The 17,106-nt window shown below is 64.5% G+C and carries 15 protein-coding genes; 9 read left to right on the top strand and 6 right to left on the bottom strand.

Features of this window, described 5'->3' with window-relative positions:
• The first annotated feature begins 263 nt into the window (after positions 1-263).
• Complete coding sequence (locus tag U5782_RS15085) at positions 264-1,328, top strand: DUF6402 family protein (RefSeq protein WP_322044628.1); 1,065 nt, start codon at positions 264-266, stop codon at positions 1,326-1,328.
• Between the two features lie 430 nt (positions 1,329-1,758).
• Here U5782_RS15085 and U5782_RS15090 read toward each other — a convergent pair whose 3' ends face one another.
• Positions 1,759-2,631 carry a LysR family transcriptional regulator gene (locus U5782_RS15090; RefSeq protein WP_322044629.1) on the bottom strand — a complete coding sequence of 291 codons (873 nt, stop codon included), beginning with the start codon at positions 2,629-2,631 and terminating at the stop codon, positions 1,759-1,761.
• A gap of 147 nt (positions 2,632-2,778) precedes the next feature.
• On the opposite strand from U5782_RS15090, the gene U5782_RS15095 reads away from it, so the two are divergent.
• A complete protein-coding gene (locus U5782_RS15095) occupies positions 2,779-4,257 on the top strand; it encodes an MFS transporter (protein ID WP_322044630.1) in 1,479 nt (492 codons plus the stop codon).
• Positions 4,258-4,474: 217 nt separating this feature from the next.
• On the opposite strand, the gene ptrR is transcribed toward U5782_RS15095, so the two are convergent.
• A complete protein-coding gene (gene ptrR, locus U5782_RS15100) occupies positions 4,475-5,362 on the bottom strand; it encodes a putrescine utilization regulator PtrR (protein WP_322044631.1) in 888 nt (295 codons plus the stop codon).
• A 108-nt stretch (positions 5,363-5,470) separates the two neighbouring features.
• On the opposite strand from ptrR, the gene U5782_RS15105 reads away from it, so the two are divergent.
• Positions 5,471-6,862 (top strand): aldehyde dehydrogenase family protein, encoded by a 1,392-nt coding sequence (locus tag U5782_RS15105; RefSeq protein ID WP_322044632.1) that lies wholly within the window; start codon positions 5,471-5,473, stop codon positions 6,860-6,862.
• A gap of 364 nt (positions 6,863-7,226) precedes the next feature.
• Here U5782_RS15105 and U5782_RS15110 read toward each other — a convergent pair whose 3' ends face one another.
• The 4 genes from U5782_RS15110 to U5782_RS15125 all read right to left on the bottom strand — a co-directional run bounded on the left by U5782_RS15110 (position 7,227) and on the right by U5782_RS15125 (position 10,935).
• Entirely contained in the window at positions 7,227-7,466 is a 240-nt protein-coding gene (locus tag U5782_RS15110) for a hypothetical protein (protein ID WP_322044633.1), read from the bottom strand.
• Between the two features lie 79 nt (positions 7,467-7,545).
• Positions 7,546-9,453, bottom strand: coding sequence for an AI-2E family transporter (locus U5782_RS15115; RefSeq protein WP_322044681.1), 1,908 nt, complete (start codon positions 9,451-9,453; stop codon positions 7,546-7,548).
• 325 nt (positions 9,454-9,778) lie between these two features.
• On the bottom strand, positions 9,779-10,366 hold the full coding sequence (locus U5782_RS15120; RefSeq protein ID WP_322044682.1) for an ABC transporter substrate-binding protein: 588 nt from the start codon (positions 10,364-10,366) through the stop codon (positions 9,779-9,781).
• A 335-nt stretch (positions 10,367-10,701) separates the two neighbouring features.
• Positions 10,702-10,935, bottom strand: coding sequence for a hypothetical protein (locus U5782_RS15125; RefSeq protein WP_322044634.1), 234 nt, complete (start codon positions 10,933-10,935; stop codon positions 10,702-10,704).
• Between the two features lie 432 nt (positions 10,936-11,367).
• Between U5782_RS15125 and U5782_RS15130 the strand changes: the two genes are divergently transcribed.
• The 6 genes from U5782_RS15130 to U5782_RS15155 all read left to right on the top strand — a co-directional run bounded on the left by U5782_RS15130 (position 11,368) and on the right by U5782_RS15155 (position 16,790).
• A complete protein-coding gene (locus U5782_RS15130) occupies positions 11,368-11,778 on the top strand; it encodes a response regulator (RefSeq protein ID WP_322044635.1) in 411 nt (136 codons plus the stop codon).
• Between the two features lie 63 nt (positions 11,779-11,841).
• Positions 11,842-12,294: a GNAT family N-acetyltransferase gene (locus U5782_RS15135; RefSeq protein WP_322044636.1), complete on the top strand. Its 453-nt coding sequence runs from the start codon at positions 11,842-11,844 to the stop codon at positions 12,292-12,294.
• A gap of 103 nt (positions 12,295-12,397) precedes the next feature.
• Positions 12,398-13,087 (top strand): hypothetical protein, encoded by a 690-nt coding sequence (locus tag U5782_RS15140; protein ID WP_322044637.1) that lies wholly within the window; start codon positions 12,398-12,400, stop codon positions 13,085-13,087.
• A gap of 229 nt (positions 13,088-13,316) precedes the next feature.
• Positions 13,317-14,483 carry an HPP family protein gene (locus U5782_RS15145; protein ID WP_322044638.1) on the top strand — a complete coding sequence of 389 codons (1,167 nt, stop codon included), beginning with the start codon at positions 13,317-13,319 and terminating at the stop codon, positions 14,481-14,483.
• Between the two features lie 94 nt (positions 14,484-14,577).
• Positions 14,578-14,991, top strand: a complete 414-nt coding sequence (locus tag U5782_RS15150; RefSeq protein WP_322044639.1) for a helix-turn-helix domain-containing protein — start codon at positions 14,578-14,580, stop codon at positions 14,989-14,991.
• Between the two features lie 5 nt (positions 14,992-14,996).
• Complete coding sequence (locus U5782_RS15155; RefSeq protein WP_322044640.1) at positions 14,997-16,790, top strand: chloride channel protein; 1,794 nt, start codon at positions 14,997-14,999, stop codon at positions 16,788-16,790.
• The last annotated feature ends 316 nt before the right edge of the window (positions 16,791-17,106 follow it).

A 17,106-nucleotide genomic window follows, 5' to 3' on the forward strand; every position in this document is an offset into this window, starting at 1 on the left:
AAAAAATAACGTCAATCAAAAAATCTACTTGAAAATCTTTCCAGCCATTCGTTCTGGTATGCACTCTTAAATTCAGCTATATCTGATATCGCTGAATCTCGATTCATAGTTCACTGAGACGTTAGCGGTGCATCTGCGTCACCCGTAACTGGTCGAAGTGCCAGGGAACGGTGCAAGCATCCTAAGCACGAGCTTCGTTTCCAGTAATCCAGCGGGTGCCGGAATACTGGCCGATTGCCTGAAAAAAATATCGAGAGAAAGACGTGGACATTCTAATTTGCGATTTACCCTATTTCAAAACTGGTCTGTTGAAACATCGGTGGAAGCCCGGCGATACCTGCAAGGCAGTCAACGTTGAGCGTATCTCTGCTCCGACGCTATCAATGGACAAGCCACCGCCTCCGCTCCCCGAAACGCCAAAGGATCATCAACCGGCTGATATCGTTCAGGTTCCGCCTTTCGATATTCAGGAAATACCCGCAGCAATGCGTCGCGAAAACATGCCAATCGCAGCAAAACTTATGGAAAGGTGGTTCAGCGGCGCGCTCAATTACGCACCTACGAGTGCCCAACTGAAAGCCGAAATCAATCAGGACAATGCACCTTACCCGCCGAGCATGTATGACTCGACAACGGTTACGATGAACTGGGCACTCGGATTTGAGCGCGCGAAGAAGGAGTACACCAATCTGGTCGAGAAGGCTATTTATTCATTCCCTGCGGTTGAAGTTCTAAAGAGCATACTGAGGAATTACCGCCATATGATGACTTCTTTCGATACCTGGTCTCTATGCAATGGGAGCATGTCGCTGTTACATAAACATTTTCAGTTCCAGCGTGCTGCTGTCGGCAGTACGTTATCTCAGAAGATCGGGGAATTTATCGGTTCCCAATTTCAGAACAATGGCGCACCCGACGATATGACCGCGGCACTAGGGGCATTTGTATTCTACGCTGCACCAGCGGAGGTTCGGATCGGTGTTTTCGGGGCGGAAGCGGAGATATCCAGCATCTACGTTTACATTAAGGATAGTTATGATTTCACCGATGGTGCCGAGGGCTTGTCTCAGTACCTTGGCCACTGGAGCAGAAAAGGGGTAATTGTTGTACCGTACGACGGTGTGATGGATGCGCTCAATATTTCGTCCTTCTATTACCCCTATCCGGTTGCACGCGGGGATATGAGGGAGAGGGGAAATATCTTTTATCCAGTTCACAACAAGGATTTTCGCCAGTGGGCACTAAGGCACAATCGGGGAGGCGATTTTATCTTTTTTTCGGACCGCAAGTACGTCAGGCTGCAAAACCCGATCAAGGTAATCCTATGAAAAGGCGAATCGCCCTTGTCATGGCATGTGCGTGCCTAGGCTTCCTCTATATCTCATACCGCACAGATTCGAATGCAACAGACTGCATAACGAGCACATCACCTGATGGGCGGTACTACGCCGTGGAATGCTTGCGCGATTGGGCGCACGGGGACAACCCAGAATATGTGGGCAGGCTTTATGACGCTGAATCTAAACGGCTGGTAGCGCGCAGAGCATTACGCACTACGGTTCCAGAAGTGATCTGGGTGGACAAGTACGTGATGTTCGAAAGGGGCGGTGACGATGCCAGCAACATTGTGCCGTTACCGCCGCAATTTCTCGATCGCATCAACGCGTTGTATTGGGAACTGTTGATACTGAGGAAAACCAGAAGCCCCGATGGTTAGCGGGAAATGCCAAAACAAAAAACCACAACAAAATCAAAAATCTAAACCAGCAATTGCCGAGCCAAAACCTCCCGCGCCTGCGCGACAGTTTCGCGCTCACCAGCCAGCGGCGGCGTAAGCGAAAAGACCGCTTCGGGCAGCGCAGGCAGCCGATAATTCGCCCCCAACCGCACAAGCCCATCGGGCACAGCCGAAGCACAAAGACACCCCACCCCAAGCCCAGCGGCGAGCATCGATTGCAAGCCCGCGACCCCCGACGCACTATGCCCCATCACAAAAGCGCGCCCCTGCTCCTCGAGCGAGCGCACTGCAATCTGATGCAGCATGCAGTCATCGGGCAGCAACACCAGCGGCAGCGGATCGGGCAACGACTCAGCTAGCCCAGGCGACGCCACCCAATGCAGCGACTCGCTGCGCAGCACCCAGCGCGCGTCACCGCTAACAGGCCGCACCGATCCAATCGACATGTTCATCACGACACCCAGATCGATCTGCCCACGCGCATGCGCCTGCTCGATCTCGATGCTCTTCATCGTGCTCACATGCAAGCTCAATTGCGGATAACACTCGCGCAACCGCGCAAGCATCCCAGCCACTTCGTGAGTCCGGTAGTAATCGGTAATGGCGACGCGCAGTTCGCCTTTGATCGCCTGCCCCCGCACATCATCGAAGGCGGCTTCATTGAGCGCCACAATGCGCCGCGCGTGCGCCAGCAGTCGCGCACCAGCGGGCGTGGTCTCGACACCGCGTTTGCTACGCACGAATAACGCCACGCCGGCGCGCGCTTCGAGCTTGCGCATCTGCTCGCTCACCGTCGATTGCGAGAGATGCAGCGTGGGCGCCGCCGCCGACAGGCTCCCCGCATCCACCACCACCGTGAAGGTGCGTAACTGGTCGAATTCGAATCCCCGCATGCTGCTCACCTGCCTTCCCTATCCATCGAGTAAGTCGATGGATAGTACCACCTATTCCCGCTTTTCCGAAGGGTGCGTGCTATAGCACAATGACCTTCCGAATGATGCAATGCGCCAACGCATCGTCCTTTTTCCGACAGATCCGCCATGACTGACGACACGCTCACCGCCCCGCCCCCCGCGGCTGCGGCACGCCCCACCCCCGCATCACCCGCTGCCGCGGCTCACGGCCAGTCCGGCTGGGCGCTGGTGGTTCTCTTGATCGGCGCAATCCTGCCGCCGCTCGATTACTTCATCGTCAATCTCGCGATGCCCTCGATTCACGATGGTCTCGCGGCCAGTCCCTCGCAGTTGCAGCTGGTGGTCTCGGCTTATGCCTGCGCGAATGCAGTCGCGCAGATCACCGGCGGGAGGCTCGGCGATCTCTATGGCCGCAAGCGCATGTTCATGATCGGCATGGCGGGCTTCGTGCTGGCTTCCACCCTCTGCGGGCTGGCTTCGGACGGCTCGGTGCTGGTGGCCGGGCGCATCCTGCAAGGTCTGTTCGCGGCCGTGCTCGCGCCCCAGGTGCTGGCGACGATCCGCAGCGTCTACCCGCCGCAACAGCAAGTGCGCGTGATGGGGCTCTATGGTTTCGTGTTCGGGGTCGCGGCCGTCATCGGCCAGTTGGGCGGCGGCGCGCTCATCAGCCTGCATCCGTTTGGCCTCGGCTGGCGCGCGATCTTTCTCGTCAACCTACCGATCGGCGCGCTGGCGCTCATCGGCAGCTGGCGCTTTCTGCCCGAAAGCCGGCCGCCGCGCGGTGCGCGCATCGATGTGCCCGGTACGCTGCTGCTCTCGCTTTTCCTGCTGATGCTGGTCTATCCGCTCACGCGCGGACGCGAGGACGGCTGGCCCGCGTGGATGCTGGTCTGTCTCGCCGCTTCCGTGCCCGTGCTCGGCCTGTTGCTGCGCGTGGAACTGCGCAGTCTCGCGGCGGGCAAGGAGCCGCTGCTCGACGTGCGTTTGCTGCGCAATCCCGTCGTGGCGCTCGGCCTCGCGCTGGCCTTCCTGTTCTATCTGATGAGCGCGTTTTTCCTGAGCTATGGCATCTATCTGCAAGGCGGGCTGCATTGGTCGCCGCTCGCTTCGGGTTTCGCGATCCTGCCATTCGGCGTCGGCTTTCTGTCGAGTCCCTTGTTGATGCCACGGCTGGTAGCGCGCTTCGGCGGCTATCGCGTGCTCACGCTGGGTTATGTGCTCATCGCGCTCGGTCTTGCCACCGCGGCCACGCTCGCGGGCGCGGTGGCGCCAGGGCCGGGCTTCTACGTCGGTCTTGCGGCGATGGGAATCGGCCAGGGTCTGGTGCTGCCTTCGGTGGTGCGCAACGTGCTCGCGGAAGTCGAGCCTGCGCGTGCAGGTGTGGCCTCGGGCATGGTCACGGCGATGCTGCAAATCGGCGCGGCCGTGGGCGCGGCCACGCTCGGCGGCCTGTTCTTTGCGCGGCTCGGTACGCATCCCGAAGCGCTCGACTATGCGGCGGGCTTCAAGGTGTCGATGTTCGCACTGGTGGCGATTCTGGGCGTGTGCGCGCTGTTGTCGATGGCGCTCGCGCCGTTGCATCGGCGCTTGCATGCGCACGACTGAGTATGCGTGCGTTCATGACCTTCATTACGTTATGCCAAAGGCTTCGTTCACGCGCGTGCGGCCGCTTGTTACGATGCGGCCAGTCTTCTCCGAGACTGCCTGGGCCGCTCGCCGAGTGATTCCTCGAGCCGGTCTGGACTGGGGTTCGCCCCGGCGTGGCTGACGCGCCGGGGCGCTTTTCATGTGCGCCTGAAAGGCGCACTCTCCACGCAGACGCTCAGGCGAGTTTCGCCTGCGGCTGCGCTCTCTGCGCTTGCAGCATCTCGATCAGCCGCCGCAGCGCGGCGGGCGCGCGCAGGTCGCGCCGCCACACCAGATGAATCCACACGTTGCGCACCGAGGACGGCAAACGGTGCGACATCACCGAGCTGCGACTAGGCATGCTCTCCAGCAAGCTCGCCGGCAATAGCGCGAGCCCCGCGCCCGCCGACACGCAGGCGAGCATGCCGTGATACGACTCCAGCTCGAACACGCGCCCCGGCGCGGCGCCATCTTCCTCGAACCAGCGCTCGAAGATGCGGCGGTACGAGCAGTTCGAGCGGAACGCGTAGATGTTCGCGCCGTTCACGTCCTTGGCGCGCTTGATCGGCTTGCGGTTGGTCGCGGAAATCAGCACGAGCTCCTCGTCGAACACGGGCATGCCCGTAAGCGCCGGATGCGAGACCGGTCCATCGACGAAGGCTGCCGCGAGCTGCCCCTCCAGCACGCGATCGATCAGTTCTCCCGAAGGTCCGGTCGAGAGATCGAGCGCCACTTCCGGATATTGCCGATGAAACGCCGCCAGCACCGGCGGAATCCGCACGGCCGCCGTGCTTTCCAGCGAGCCTAGCGGCAGCACGCCGCGCGGTTCGTCGCCCGCGACGGACAGTTTGGCTTCGTCGGCGAGATCGAGAATGCGGCGCGTGTAGTCGAGAAACGCCGCACCGGTTGCAGACAGGCGCAGACGCATCTTCTCGCGGATAAACAGTTCCGTCCCCAGCTCCTCCTCCAGCTGCCGCAGGCGCGTCGTGAGGTTCGAAGGCACGCGATGCAGCCGCTGCGCGGCCGCCTGGACGCTGCCCGCGTCGGCGATTTCGCGAAAGATCAACAATTGGGCCAGTTCCACACCTTCACCCCCAGAGAACAATTTGTTCAATATTATTCACTTTTATTGAGTATTGCCAGCTCGTATGCTGTCGCTCATCCAGTGCGTTTCCTAACGAGGAGCCCAGCAATGACCACAACACCCGACACGAATCACGCCGTCTCGCGCAACCCCGCCAACGGCGAGATCCTCGCGACCTATGCGTTCGACAGCGCAGCCGACGTGGAAGCGGCCCTCGCCCGCACGGCCGCCGCCGCGCGCGTCTGGCGCGACACGCCCATCGCCCGGCGCGCCGCCGTGCTGGTGCAACTCGCGCACGTGCTGCGCGAGCGCAAGCAGGCGTTCGCCACCATGATCGCCGACGAAATGGGCAAGCCGATCGTGCAGGCGCGCGGCGAAGTCGAAAAGTGCGCGGCGCTGTGCGAGTGGTATGCGGAACACGGCCCGGCCATGCTCGCGCCACTGAATGCGCCGGTGCAAAGCGGCGTCGCGCGTCAGGAATTCCGTCCGCTCGGGCCCATTCTCGCGGTCATGCCGTGGAATTTCCCGATCTGGCAAGTGCTGCGCGGCGCCGTGGGCATGCTGCTCGCCGGCAATACCTACGTGCTCAAGCACGCGCCGAACGTGATGGGCAGCGCCTATTTGCTGCGTGACGCCTTCGCGGCCACCGACCTGCCGCAAGGCGCCTTCGAGGCGCTGAACCTGCCGCCCGAGCGCGTCGCGCCGGTGATCGGCGACGCGCGCATCGCCGCCATCGCGGTCACGGGCAGTGTGCGCGCCGGCGCGGCCATCGCCCAGCAGGCGGGCGCGGCGCTCAAGAAGTGCGTGCTCGAACTGGGCGGCTCAGACGCGTTCATCGTGCTGTCCGACGCCGATCTCGACGAAGCCGTGCGCTCGGCCGTGCTGGGCCGCTTCGGCAATACGGGTCAGGTCTGCCTCGCGGCCAAGCGCCTGATCGTGGAGTCCAGCATCGCCGCTGAATTCGAGGCCCGCTTCGTTGCCGCTGTCACGGCGCTGCGCGTGGGTTCGCCGCGCGAGGACAGCACCTTCATCGGCCCGATGGCGCGTTACGACCTGCGCGACGAACTGCACAACCAGGTCGAGCGCTCGATCGCCGAGGGCGCGCGCCTCGTGCTGGGCGGCAACAAGCTCGAAGGCGCGGGCAACTTCTACGCGCCCACCGTGCTGGCCGATGTGAAGCCGGGCATGACGGCATTCCGCGAAGAGTTGTTCGGCCCGGTCGCTGCGATCGTGGTGGCGAGCGATGCGCAGCATGCCGTCGATCTTGCTAACGACAGCGAATTCGGCCTGGGCGGCACGATCTGGTCGCGCGATGTCGAACGCGCGAACGCCCTCGCCGCGCAGATGGATACGGGCGCCGTTTTCATCAACGGCGATGTGGCGACCGATCCGCGCGTGACCGTGGGCGGCGTGAAGAAGAGCGGATTTGGGCGCGAGCTCTCCAGCTTCGGGCTGCACGAGTTCTGCAACATCCAGACGGTGTGGGTGGATCGCCGCTAAAGCGGACGGTGCGCAACGCAAACGCGTTTCGCGCCTTCCAGCAAGGTCTTTTTTACCGGTTCTGGCCCTGCCAGGGTTGACGAGCAAGCGGGTTTTTCCGCATTCAACCTTTCGCCACAATGACCGTTAATCCGGTTGTGGAGCGCAGCAGCGGATCGACTGACTTGCCGGTTCGTGCGCCGCGCGCCATACCCTGTCCCCGTTCATTCTGGGACCATGCAGAGTCGAAGTCTTGAAACGCCGGCGGGTAGCCCCCGTCGGCGATTTTTTTGCGCGCGTGAATTGAGTGCTCGATCGAGGTCGGCAGCGTGGGCACGGCGAGGCGGTTGCGGGCGCAACGGTCGCGAGGCGCTCAGCCCCGCCGTCAATGCGTATCGAAACTCATATCGTCGTAGAGCACGCGCACGGGCTGCGCGCGGCCGAGCGCTTCGAGCAGGGAGTGGCCCGCCATCGTGAGCGACGGCAGGCGGGCGCCCTCGGCGCGCGTTTCGAGCGCGACGAGCTGGCGTTCAAGCAGGATATCGAGTTCGTGACGGTTCAAGTCGATCTCCTCCGGCGCGTGGCGGATCAACATCAGCGTGGCAAACTCGTGCGGGCTCAACAATTTACGTCTCCTAGCAATGCCGCAACCAGGGGCACAGGGGCGCATATCATCAGGCCTGAGTGTGACAACGACGTGACTGTCACATTTGTTGTCGCGCGACCGCCTCCGGCTGGCGCGACAACGCCGTCCCGCACTCCTCCACCAGATCGCGCAGCGTAGCGGCGAGATGCGTGCTGTCGTCGTCCGTGGCGATCCCCATGCCTTCGTCGCGCCGCACGGCCCGCACGCCGACCACGATCGGCAAGGCCGGCGCGCGCTCGCGCAGACGCCGCACCAGGTTGCGAAGGTACGGCGGCGACTCCGCGGCGTCGAGCGACACCACGCAAATCGCGTGAATATCGTGCGCATCCAGCATGCCCGCCCGGGTATTGCGCACTTCGTCGTAAGTCGTCGTCATGCAGGGGATGCGCGCACGCGTGAGCAACTGGCAAACGATGGCCGCCACCACGTCGTCGAACGCGCCGCGCCCCGGCACGCACAGCACGGCGCGGCCATCGTGCGGCACTTCCAGCGGCGCATCGACCGGGTCGCCGTTGCGGCGCGCGTTGGCGTCCTCGAGGGCGGCGTGGCGCGAGTCGTCCACCGATTCGAGATCCTCGATGATGTCGAGCAGCGCCTGATTGATGCGCGCCAGCTGCTCGGCGGGCAGCACGCCGCGCAGCACGTCATTGCGCGCGAAGCGCAGGCCCTCGAACACCACCTGCTCGTAATAGTCGATCAGCGGCATGTCGGCGAGCAGGCGGTCGGCCTGCAACAGCGCTTCGTGCGGATCGTCCGCGAGCAGGCGCTGGTAGCAGGTCTGCGCGGGCGTGAGCGCGGGCTGATCGCCCAGCAGGATGGTCAGGAAGTTCAAGCGATCCACGTAACGCCCGAGCGTGACGATGCACAGCGTGAGCGGCGTCGACAGCACGAGCCCGATCGGCCCCCACAGCCAGCTCCAGAAAATCGCCGCCACCACCACCGCGAGCGGCGAGAGGCCCGAGCGGCGGCCATAGAGCATCGGCTCGGCGAACTGGCCCGCCACCACGTCGACGACGATGAAGAAGATGAGCGTCCACACCGCCATCGTCCATTGCGGCTGGATCGCGGCGGCCAGCAGGGTCGCCATGACGGCGGCGATCCAGATACCGATGTAGGGCACGAAGCGCAGCAACGCGGCCACGGCGCCGAATAGCAGCGCACCCGGCACGCCGATGCCCGCGAGTCCCACGGCCAGCACCGCGCCCACCGACACGTTCACGCCCAGTTGCGCGACGAAGTAACGCGAGAGGCGCTCCGAGGCGTCGTTGATCGCCGTGGTGGTGCGATGCAGGTCCTCGGAGCCGAACACGCTGATGAGGCGATCGCGCAAGTCCTCTCGCTGCAGCAGGATGAAGATCGTCACCACCAGCACGATAAAGCCGGTCTCCAGCGGCGCGATCACCGGCGAGAAGGCCTTCTGCGCGAGCTGCATCGGCGTAGGGACGGGGTTGTGGATCTCCACCGGCATCGGCTGCTGCGGCTGATTGCGCGCGGCGCGACCGCGCGGCTGGGGCGGCGCCGGCGGCGGCGTGGGCGTCACGCGTTGCAGCGCGGTGGCGGCGCGCGTCATCAGCGAATCGGCGCGGCCCACGGTCTTTTGCTGCACCGTCTCGATCTTCTGCTCGATGGCTTCCTGATACTGCGGCAGGTCGGTGGCCAGTTGCACGACCTGCGCGGCGATCAATGCGCTCACGCCCGCCAGCGCCATCACCGTGGCGAGCACGGCCACCATGATGGAGACGAATTGCGGCAGGCGCAGACGGCGCAGCGCGTTCACGAGCGGCGCGAGCAGAAAGCTCAGCAGCACGGAAAGCGTGATCGGAATCAGTACCGCGCGCCCGAAGTACAGGCCGCAGACCACCACGACGCCCGTGATGACGGAGGCAAGCGTGTGCACCGTCGGCGTACTCGGCGGGAAGACGCGGTTGCGGCGGCTGCCCGCGGCGGCGCCCTGCGTGGGGTCCATCTGCGGCCGGTCAGGCGGAAGCGGAAAATTCATGGCGAAACGTGCACTGCCAGGACGGTCATCGGATTCCTGGGGAGGATAGGGCTCGCGCATCGGGGCGCACCTGCTTTCAGGGTAGTGCGCGCTGCGCGCAATGGGCGGCAACGGGCGAAATCATTTGGGGATTCACATCCCGGCTCAAGTCCCGCTTCACATCGCGGGCTGGCCGGGTGCCTGACGACGCATGAGGCTGGTCAAGCGGCGCTCGCCTTGCAGGGCAAGCGGCGTGCCGCGCGCGAGCGTAACGCAGACGCGCCGGCAAGGAAAGCGTGCGCTCACGCGCGCGTCAGGGCTTACCGGCATCCAGTTGCTGATTGCGCGAGGTGAGGAACTGGATCAGCCCGTCCACGCCGCCTTGCTGGATCTTCTCGTTGAACTGGGCGCGGTAGGTCTGGATCAGCCAGGCGCCGAGCACGTTCAGATCGTAGAGCCGCCAGCCCTGCGGGGTCTTGTAGAGACGGTAGTCGATCTCGACCGGCTTGCCGCTCGTCTGCGCCAGGGTGCGTACGACGACGTCGGTATCGGTGGCCGCGTTGCGCATGGGGGCGTATTCGATCTGCTGATCGGGCTTGAGTTGCGCGAGCGCGCCCGCGTAGAGGTGGATCAGCAGGAGCTGGAACTGTTGCATGACCTGCTGCTGTTGCTCGGGCGTCGCGGTGCGCCAGTGGGGCCCCATCGACAGTTGCGTCGTGCGGCGGAAATCGACGTACGGAAGGATGTCGCGATCGACGATGCCGCGAATGCGCGGGATGTCGTCCGGCGCGATCGCCTGGCTGCGGACCTCGTCCAGTACCTGCTGGGTAGCGGTCTTGATGAGCGCTTGCGGGTCGGTCTGGTCGACGGGCTGGGGCGCGGCGGTCGCGGATTGCGCCATGAGGCCGGTCAGGCCGGTGAGCAAGGTGGCAAGGATCAGGAGATTCTTCATGCGGGGCTCGGTCGATGTCTGGGGCTCGATGTCTTGAACGGCTTCCCGCCTTTTATAAAGCATTCGAGGGTTTAATGTTTTTCCTCGTTCTTACCTTTTCTGGCCAGAAAAGCAGAAAAGTTACGTCACGCAACAGCCTGAAAACGCTGTTACGTTACGTTACACCCACGGAGATTTTGTTACAGGCACCCGGTATGGCTGGGCAAGGAACGGCAAAACCGGCAGGACTGGGCTGACAGAAATAAGTGACGGCCAGCGCGATCCGCACTGGCCGTCCCGGCGCTTCAGTGGCGCCTCCTCCCTTCTAGACCCTGGACATCCTCAAGCTCGACAAAAAAAGCTTCCAACCCAAACAACCATGCAACGCAATACGACAACTTCGACAACACACGCAGGCCTTTCTCCTCCCCAGCGGCCTCGTCCGTCAGCGCTTGCGGCGTAACGAACACAGCCCCTGCCGTTCCCCGGGCGAGACTCGTCTGCGTCGATTCCTGGCGCGAAACCGGATCGATCTTCATGTGGTACTCCTCTGAGCGTTTTTGTGTGTGGCAAGCCTTACTCAGCAAACTCTGTACCAGCCACGTCAGCCACGACAAAAAGCGTTGAGCGAGCCATTCGCATGCGGTGGAGTGCGTTCGCGCACCCAAATACCGCAATCAGACGAATCCGCTGGCAATCGACCAGTCAAACGGCACCCTGTAAAAAGTACAAGCACACCTTGCAAAAGCGTCGAATCCCATGACAGCCGGGACTTTGGTGACATCGTCAACGCGCTGGGCGGCGCCTGAAATAGCGTCCGCCGTCCCCTGGGTTTTTCCCCGTGGGTAATAGCTTCAATCGCGACAATGGTGTAAGGTGCAGCCGTTCCGTCTCGAAAAAGACACCCGCGAGCGCGCTCGTCATACCGTCGAGGAGTCGCATGAGCACGCCCGACCGGATGCGTCTCACTGATGAACAACAAAATGGACAACGAAACGACTGCGCCTGAACCGCCCAAACGCCGCGTGCTGATCGCCGACGATAATGTGGACTCGGCCACCTCGCTGCTGATGCTGCTCGAACTCGAAGGCCACGACGTGCGCGTGGCCCACGACGGTCCGAGCGCGCTCGAGATCGCACAGAATTTCGAGCCGCACGTGGCGATACTCGATATCGGCCTGCCGGGCATGGACGGCCACGCGCTGGCGAAGGCGTTGCGCGCCTTGCCCGTCACAGCGCACGCGCGCCTGATCGCGCTCACGGGCTACGGCCAGGAACGCGACCGCCAGGCCACCACCGAAGCCGGTTTCGACCGGCATCTCGTGAAGCCCGCGCCATTCGACGAAATCCTGCGCGAAATCGGCGAAACGACGGTGGGCTGACGCGCGACCGGCGAGTGGCTCGCCGATTCTTAGGCCCCCGCTTCGAACGAAAGAAGATTCCGCATGCACGCACGCGTCATCGATATCAACGATCTCGAACTCGTCTGCCGCCACCGCGAGTCCATGTTCCGCGAGGCCGGCCGCGACGCCGACACCCTCGCGACGATGACCGGCCACTTTCGCGCATGGCTCGCGCCGCGTCTCGCCGATGGCCGCTACTTCGGCTTCGTGCTGAGCGAGGACGAGGTGCCCGTCGCCGCCATCGGCCTGATGGAAATCGACTGGCCGCCCCATCCCGCGCATCCCGATCAGGACCGGCGCGGCTATGTGCTCAACGTCTATGTGGAACCGCATGCGCGGCGCCGCGGCCTAGCCCGACAGCTGATGCAACTCGCCGACGAGGCGTTCGCGCAACGCGGCATCCGCTACGCGATCCTGCATGCGACCGAGCAGGGCCGCGACCTCTATCGGCAACTGGGCTGGGGCGGGACGACCGAAATGGCCAGGACGCTCTAACGCCCATCCTTTCCGCACCTTCCTTACGCGCCCTTTTTTCTCAAGCCGCCGGGCATCCGTGCCGTTATCCGGGAGAGCCATCCACCTTCTCTCGGAGCCACGCTTGAACGGCAACCCGCGCGCCCTCACTGCTTCATCCGCTGCCGGCGCTCGTACCGGCGCCCGCGCCACGCTCGCGGCCATCGTCCCCCTCTCGATTGCGCTGCTGCTCGGCGGCTGCGTGAGCCAGACACGCGTGGCCGCCACGCCCGCGCGCCCCGTCGTGGTGGCAGCCCCGCCGCCCGCACCGGTCGTGCTGGCCGCGCCGGTCTATGTGCCGGAGCCGCATGACGCCTATGTTTCCGTCGCGCTCGATCGCGACGTGGTCGTCGTGGGCGGCATGACGTACATCTGGTTCGTCGGTCCGGACGGGCAGCGTCACCGTCACTATTACGGACGCGGCGATCTGCGCGGCGAGGTGTTTCATCGGCGCGCCGAATTGCGCAACGTGATGGCGCACAACGACGGCCATCTGCCAATGCAGCACGCCTACGTTGCGCCGCCGCCGATGCGCAGTGCGCCGCCGCCACCGCGCGTGCACGTGGAAATGGTCGCGCGCCCAGGCGGGCGGGCGATGCCGCGTCCGGTGCCGCGCCCGGACGGCCGCCCGCAGCCGCATCCCGAAACACGGCAAGCCCAGCAACATCACGCACCGGCACCCAGCCGCAATGCGGCGGAACATGGGCGGCGCTTGCCCAACGCGCATCCCGGCGATGTGCACCCGATGGCCGGCGTGCCGCGCCACACGGTGTAAGACGTTACGATTCGCGATGACGAAGCCGTCGGTGCGCGCCGCGCCCCGACGGTTTTTTTGCGCCTTTTTAATTCGTGATCCTGATAATAATCAGCACATTCTGCGTGCTTCATACGCCGCGCCCTATCCGCCGGATTTCCCCGGCGCGCGGCAACTTATATCACGTTGCGATATAATTCGGCGCATTCCCGCCGCTCCCGGCATCGCTTCTTTTGTCGCTATTTCGACCTTGTCACGTCTCACCTTGCCCCGTTGGCTCGCCCGCTTCGCACCACCGCCCGTTACCCTGCGCTGGCGCGAGCGGCTGCGCTCGGGCGTCGGCGCGCTGCTTGGCATCGCGCTCACCGGCGCCATCTCGCACCGGCTGCTCGGCAATGCCTCCACGATTCCCTGGCTAATCGCGCCGATGGGCGCCTCCGCCGTGCTGCTGTTCGGCGTGCCCGCAAGCCCGCTGGCGCAGCCGTGGGCGATCATCGGCGGCAATCTGATCTCGGCGCTCGTGGGCGTGACCTGCGCGCTGTTCATCGGCGATCCCGTGGTGGCCGCCGCCGTCGCCGTGGGTGTCGCGATCTGCGCGATGTTCTCGCTGCGCTGCGTGCACCCGCCCTCGGGCGCCGTTGCGCTCACCGCGGTATTGGGTGGGCCCGCCGTGCGTGCGCTCGGCTATGAGTTCGTGCTGGAACCGGTGCTGCTGCAATCGTTTGTGCTGCTCGGCTCCGCGCTCATCTATCACAAGGCCACCGGCCACCGCTATCCGCATGCGGCACCCGCCGCAGCGCCAGCGCCGAGCGCGCCCGCGACCGGCGGCGCGGGTTTCGCCCTGCGCGCCGATCTCGAAGCCGCGCTGCGCGCGCGCGACGAACTGCTCGACGTCGACACCGACGATCTCGAAGCCCTCCTGCGCGAGACCGAGATTCGCGCCTACGCGCGCAGCTTCGGCGCGCTCAATTGCGCCGATGTCATGTCGCGCGACGTCGTGAGCATCACGCCCGCGACCACGGTGGGCGAAGCACGCACGCTGCTGCGCCAGCACGACGTGAAGGCGCTGCCGGTCGTGGACACGCAACGTCACGTGAAGGGCATCGTCACGCGCGCAGACCTCGCCGATGAAGGCGTGCACCAACATCCGTTGCGCGTCCTGCTGTCTTCGCTCGGCATCGGCGCCAGCGCACGCGCGAGCGACGCCGCGCCGGTCAGCGCGCTCATGAGCACGCATGTGCGCACGATCTCCGCCGCGACGCCCATCGTCGACTTGCTCGCGCTCTTCGCAGGCCGCGGCCACCATCACGTTCCGGTGGTGGACGAACAGCGCCGCCTCGCCGGCATCGTCACGCAGGCCGATCTGATTTCGGGCCTCTACCAGCAGACCCAGCCGTTGCAGACGCAACGCGCCTGAAGCAGGCAATGGGCCTTGTGCATGGCCTCATTGCCATCATAAATATCATGTTGTGATATATTCGCAGATCGAATCGTCTCGCCCTGGACCCCTGATGAAACCAAATCCGCGCGGCCTGAAGAAGGCCGATTTCGAGCAACTGTCCGAGTTCCGCTATCAGATGCGCCGCTTCGAGCGCTTCTCGGAACAAGCCGCGCAGAACGAAGGCATCACGCCACTGCAATATCTCTTGCTGCTGCATGTGAAGGGCTATCCCGAGCGCGAGTGGGCCACCATCGGCGAACTGGCTGAGCGTCTGCAAGCCCAGCATCACGGCGTGGTCGCGCTGGTTTCGCGCTGCGAGGCGCTCGAACTCGTCGAGCGGCGCGTGAGCGAGCGCGACCGTCGCCAGGTGGAAGTCCATCTGCTCGCCGCCGGTGAAAAATTGCTCGTTCGCCTCGCCGAACTGCATCGCGCGGAACTGCGCTCGCTCGAAGGCGCCTTCACTATTCCGCAGATCGACCTCTGACGACCATGCATTCCGACGATTCCCACAAGCGCGACTTTTCGGTCAACGCCCGCCTGCCCGGCATCTGCGCGCTGGCCGCCGTGATCGGCGCGCTGGCGACGCTCGCGGCGTTCGTGTTGCTGAGCCTGATTCACGGCTTCACGAACCTGTTCTTCTATGGCCGCCTGTCGTTCGCCGATCATTCGCCCGCGCTCAACACGCTCGGCTACTGGGTGATCGGCGTGCCGGTGCTCGGCGGCCTGATCGTAGGCATGATGGCGCGCTTCGGCTCGGAGAAGATTCGCGGCCACGGCATTCCGGAGGCCATCGAAGCGATCCTGTTCGGCAAGAGCAAGATGTCGCCGAAGGTGGCTGTGCTCAAACCGCTGTCGTCGGGCATCGTGATCGGCAGCGGCGGGCCGTTCGGCGCGGAAGGGCCGATCATCATGACGGGCGGCGCGCTAGGCTCGCTGCTCGCGCAGTGCGTGCGCGTCAGCGCCGCCGAGCGCAAGACGCTGCTGGTGGCCGGCGCCGCCGCGGGCATGACGGCCGTGTTCGGCACGCCCGTCGCCGCCGTGCTGCTCGCGGTCGAGTTGCTGCTGTTCGAATGGCGTCCGCGCAGCTTCCTGCCGGTCGCGCTCGCATGCGCCGTGGCGGGCTTCGCGCGCGCCGCGTTCTTCGGCACCGAACCGCTATTCGCGATGCAGACGCCGCCGCCGCACACGCTTGCGCTGGGTTCGTGCGTGATCGCCGGGCTGCTCTCGGGCGCGTTGGCCTCCGGCCTGTCCGTGTCGCTCTACAAGGTCGAGGACCTGTTCAAGCGCCTGCCGCTGCACTGGTCGTGGTGGCCCGCGATCGGCGGTCTGGCGGTAGGGATTGGCGGTTTTTTCGAGCCGCGCGCGCTGGGCGTCGGTTATGACGTGATCGGCGATCTGCTGCATCAACACATCCTGTTGCAGGCCGCCGTCGCCATTCTCGCGGTGAAGGCCGTGATCTGGGTGATCGCGCTGGGTTCGGGCACCTCGGGCGGCGTACTCGCACCGCTGCTGATGCTGGGCGCGGGTTTGGGTTGCGTGCTCAGCCACGTGCTGCCGGGCAGCGATCCGGCGCTCTGGCCGCTCGTGTGCATGGCCGCGACGCTCGGCGCCACGCTGGGCGCACCGCTCACGGCGATCGTGTTCGCCTTCGGGCTCACGCACGACGGCAATGCGCTGCTGCCGCTGCTCACGGCCACGCTGGTCGCGCACGGCTTCGCGACGGTCGTCATGAAGCGCTCGATCATGACCGAGAAGATCGCGCGGCGCGGCTATCACATCTATCGCGAATACGGCGTCGATCCGCTGGAGCGCCACTATGTCGATGAAGTGATGACGCGCGAGGTCGATACGATCGATGCGAGCCTGAGCAGTCGCGAAGCGTGGGCGCGTTACTTCGGCCAAACGCAGCAGCGCCGTGCGTGGCCCGTGGTGCGTGATGGCCGGGTGCTCGGCGTGGTGGATCGCGAGATCCTCGAACTGATGGTCGCTGATGGCGGGCTCGATCGGCCGCTCGGCGCGCTTTTCGCCGGGCGCTCGGTGGACGTGGCCTTGCCCGAAGAGACTTGCCGTCAGATTGCCGCGCGCATGGCCGTGCATGGGCTCGAACGGCTGCCGGTGGTGAGCGGACGCGACACCATGCAGCTTGTCGGGATCGTCTCGCGCAGCGATCTCGTGAAGCTGTCGCTCGCGCACTTCGAGGAAGAAACGCGGCGCGAGCGCTTCCGCCGCATTCGCGTCGGCAACGGCAAGCGCCGGTTTGCCCCGGTGCGCCGGGCGGGTTGAGCAGGCTTGCGCGGAGCGGAGCGCCGCGACCTGTCGCGCGGCGCTTCTGCTTGCTCTGAAGTGCCGCGCTTTCGTCCGAATGATGGCCCACCGTATTGCTTGGCTGCGGCTATTGCGATTGGCTGTTAGTTGCAATATAGACGGGGACGCTGCGCCATTCAGGTGCCGATCCTTTCGGCACGCACTGCTGCGGTGCACCACGTCGGCATCCACCGCCACCTTCGCCCCGCCGCTGCGCCGTCCAGGCCCCGATCTCGTGCACCGCACAAACTGGCACGCACCTTGCTGTAAGCTTGTACGTGCCGCAAAGACGCGA

Origin of the sequence: Paraburkholderia sp. J67 (assembly GCF_905220265.1) — a bacterium.
GTDB lineage: Bacteria > Pseudomonadota > Gammaproteobacteria > Burkholderiales > Burkholderiaceae > Paraburkholderia.

Excerpts from the sequence above, each read along its gene's own strand:
- U5782_RS15130 (WP_322044635.1), top strand. The coding sequence starts at position 11,368 with ATGAACAACAAAATGGACAACGAAACGACTGCGCCTGAACCGCCCAAA.
- U5782_RS15155 (WP_322044640.1), top strand. The coding sequence starts at position 14,997 with ATGCATTCCGACGATTCCCACAAGCGCGACTTTTCGGTCAACGCCCGC.
- U5782_RS15150 (WP_322044639.1), top strand. The coding sequence starts at position 14,578 with ATGAAACCAAATCCGCGCGGCCTGAAGAAGGCCGATTTCGAGCAACTG.
- U5782_RS15120 (WP_322044682.1), bottom strand. The coding sequence starts at position 10,366 with ATGGCGCAATCCGCGACCGCCGCGCCCCAGCCCGTCGACCAGACCGAC.
- U5782_RS15135 (WP_322044636.1), top strand. The coding sequence starts at position 11,842 with ATGCACGCACGCGTCATCGATATCAACGATCTCGAACTCGTCTGCCGC.
- U5782_RS15125 (WP_322044634.1), bottom strand. The coding sequence starts at position 10,935 with ATGAAGATCGATCCGGTTTCGCGCCAGGAATCGACGCAGACGAGTCTC.
- U5782_RS15105 (WP_322044632.1), top strand. The coding sequence starts at position 5,471 with ATGACCACAACACCCGACACGAATCACGCCGTCTCGCGCAACCCCGCC.
- U5782_RS15095 (WP_322044630.1), top strand. The coding sequence starts at position 2,779 with ATGACTGACGACACGCTCACCGCCCCGCCCCCCGCGGCTGCGGCACGC.
- U5782_RS15090 (WP_322044629.1), bottom strand. The coding sequence starts at position 2,631 with ATGCGGGGATTCGAATTCGACCAGTTACGCACCTTCACGGTGGTGGTG.
- U5782_RS15115 (WP_322044681.1), bottom strand. The coding sequence starts at position 9,453 with ATGGACCCCACGCAGGGCGCCGCCGCGGGCAGCCGCCGCAACCGCGTC.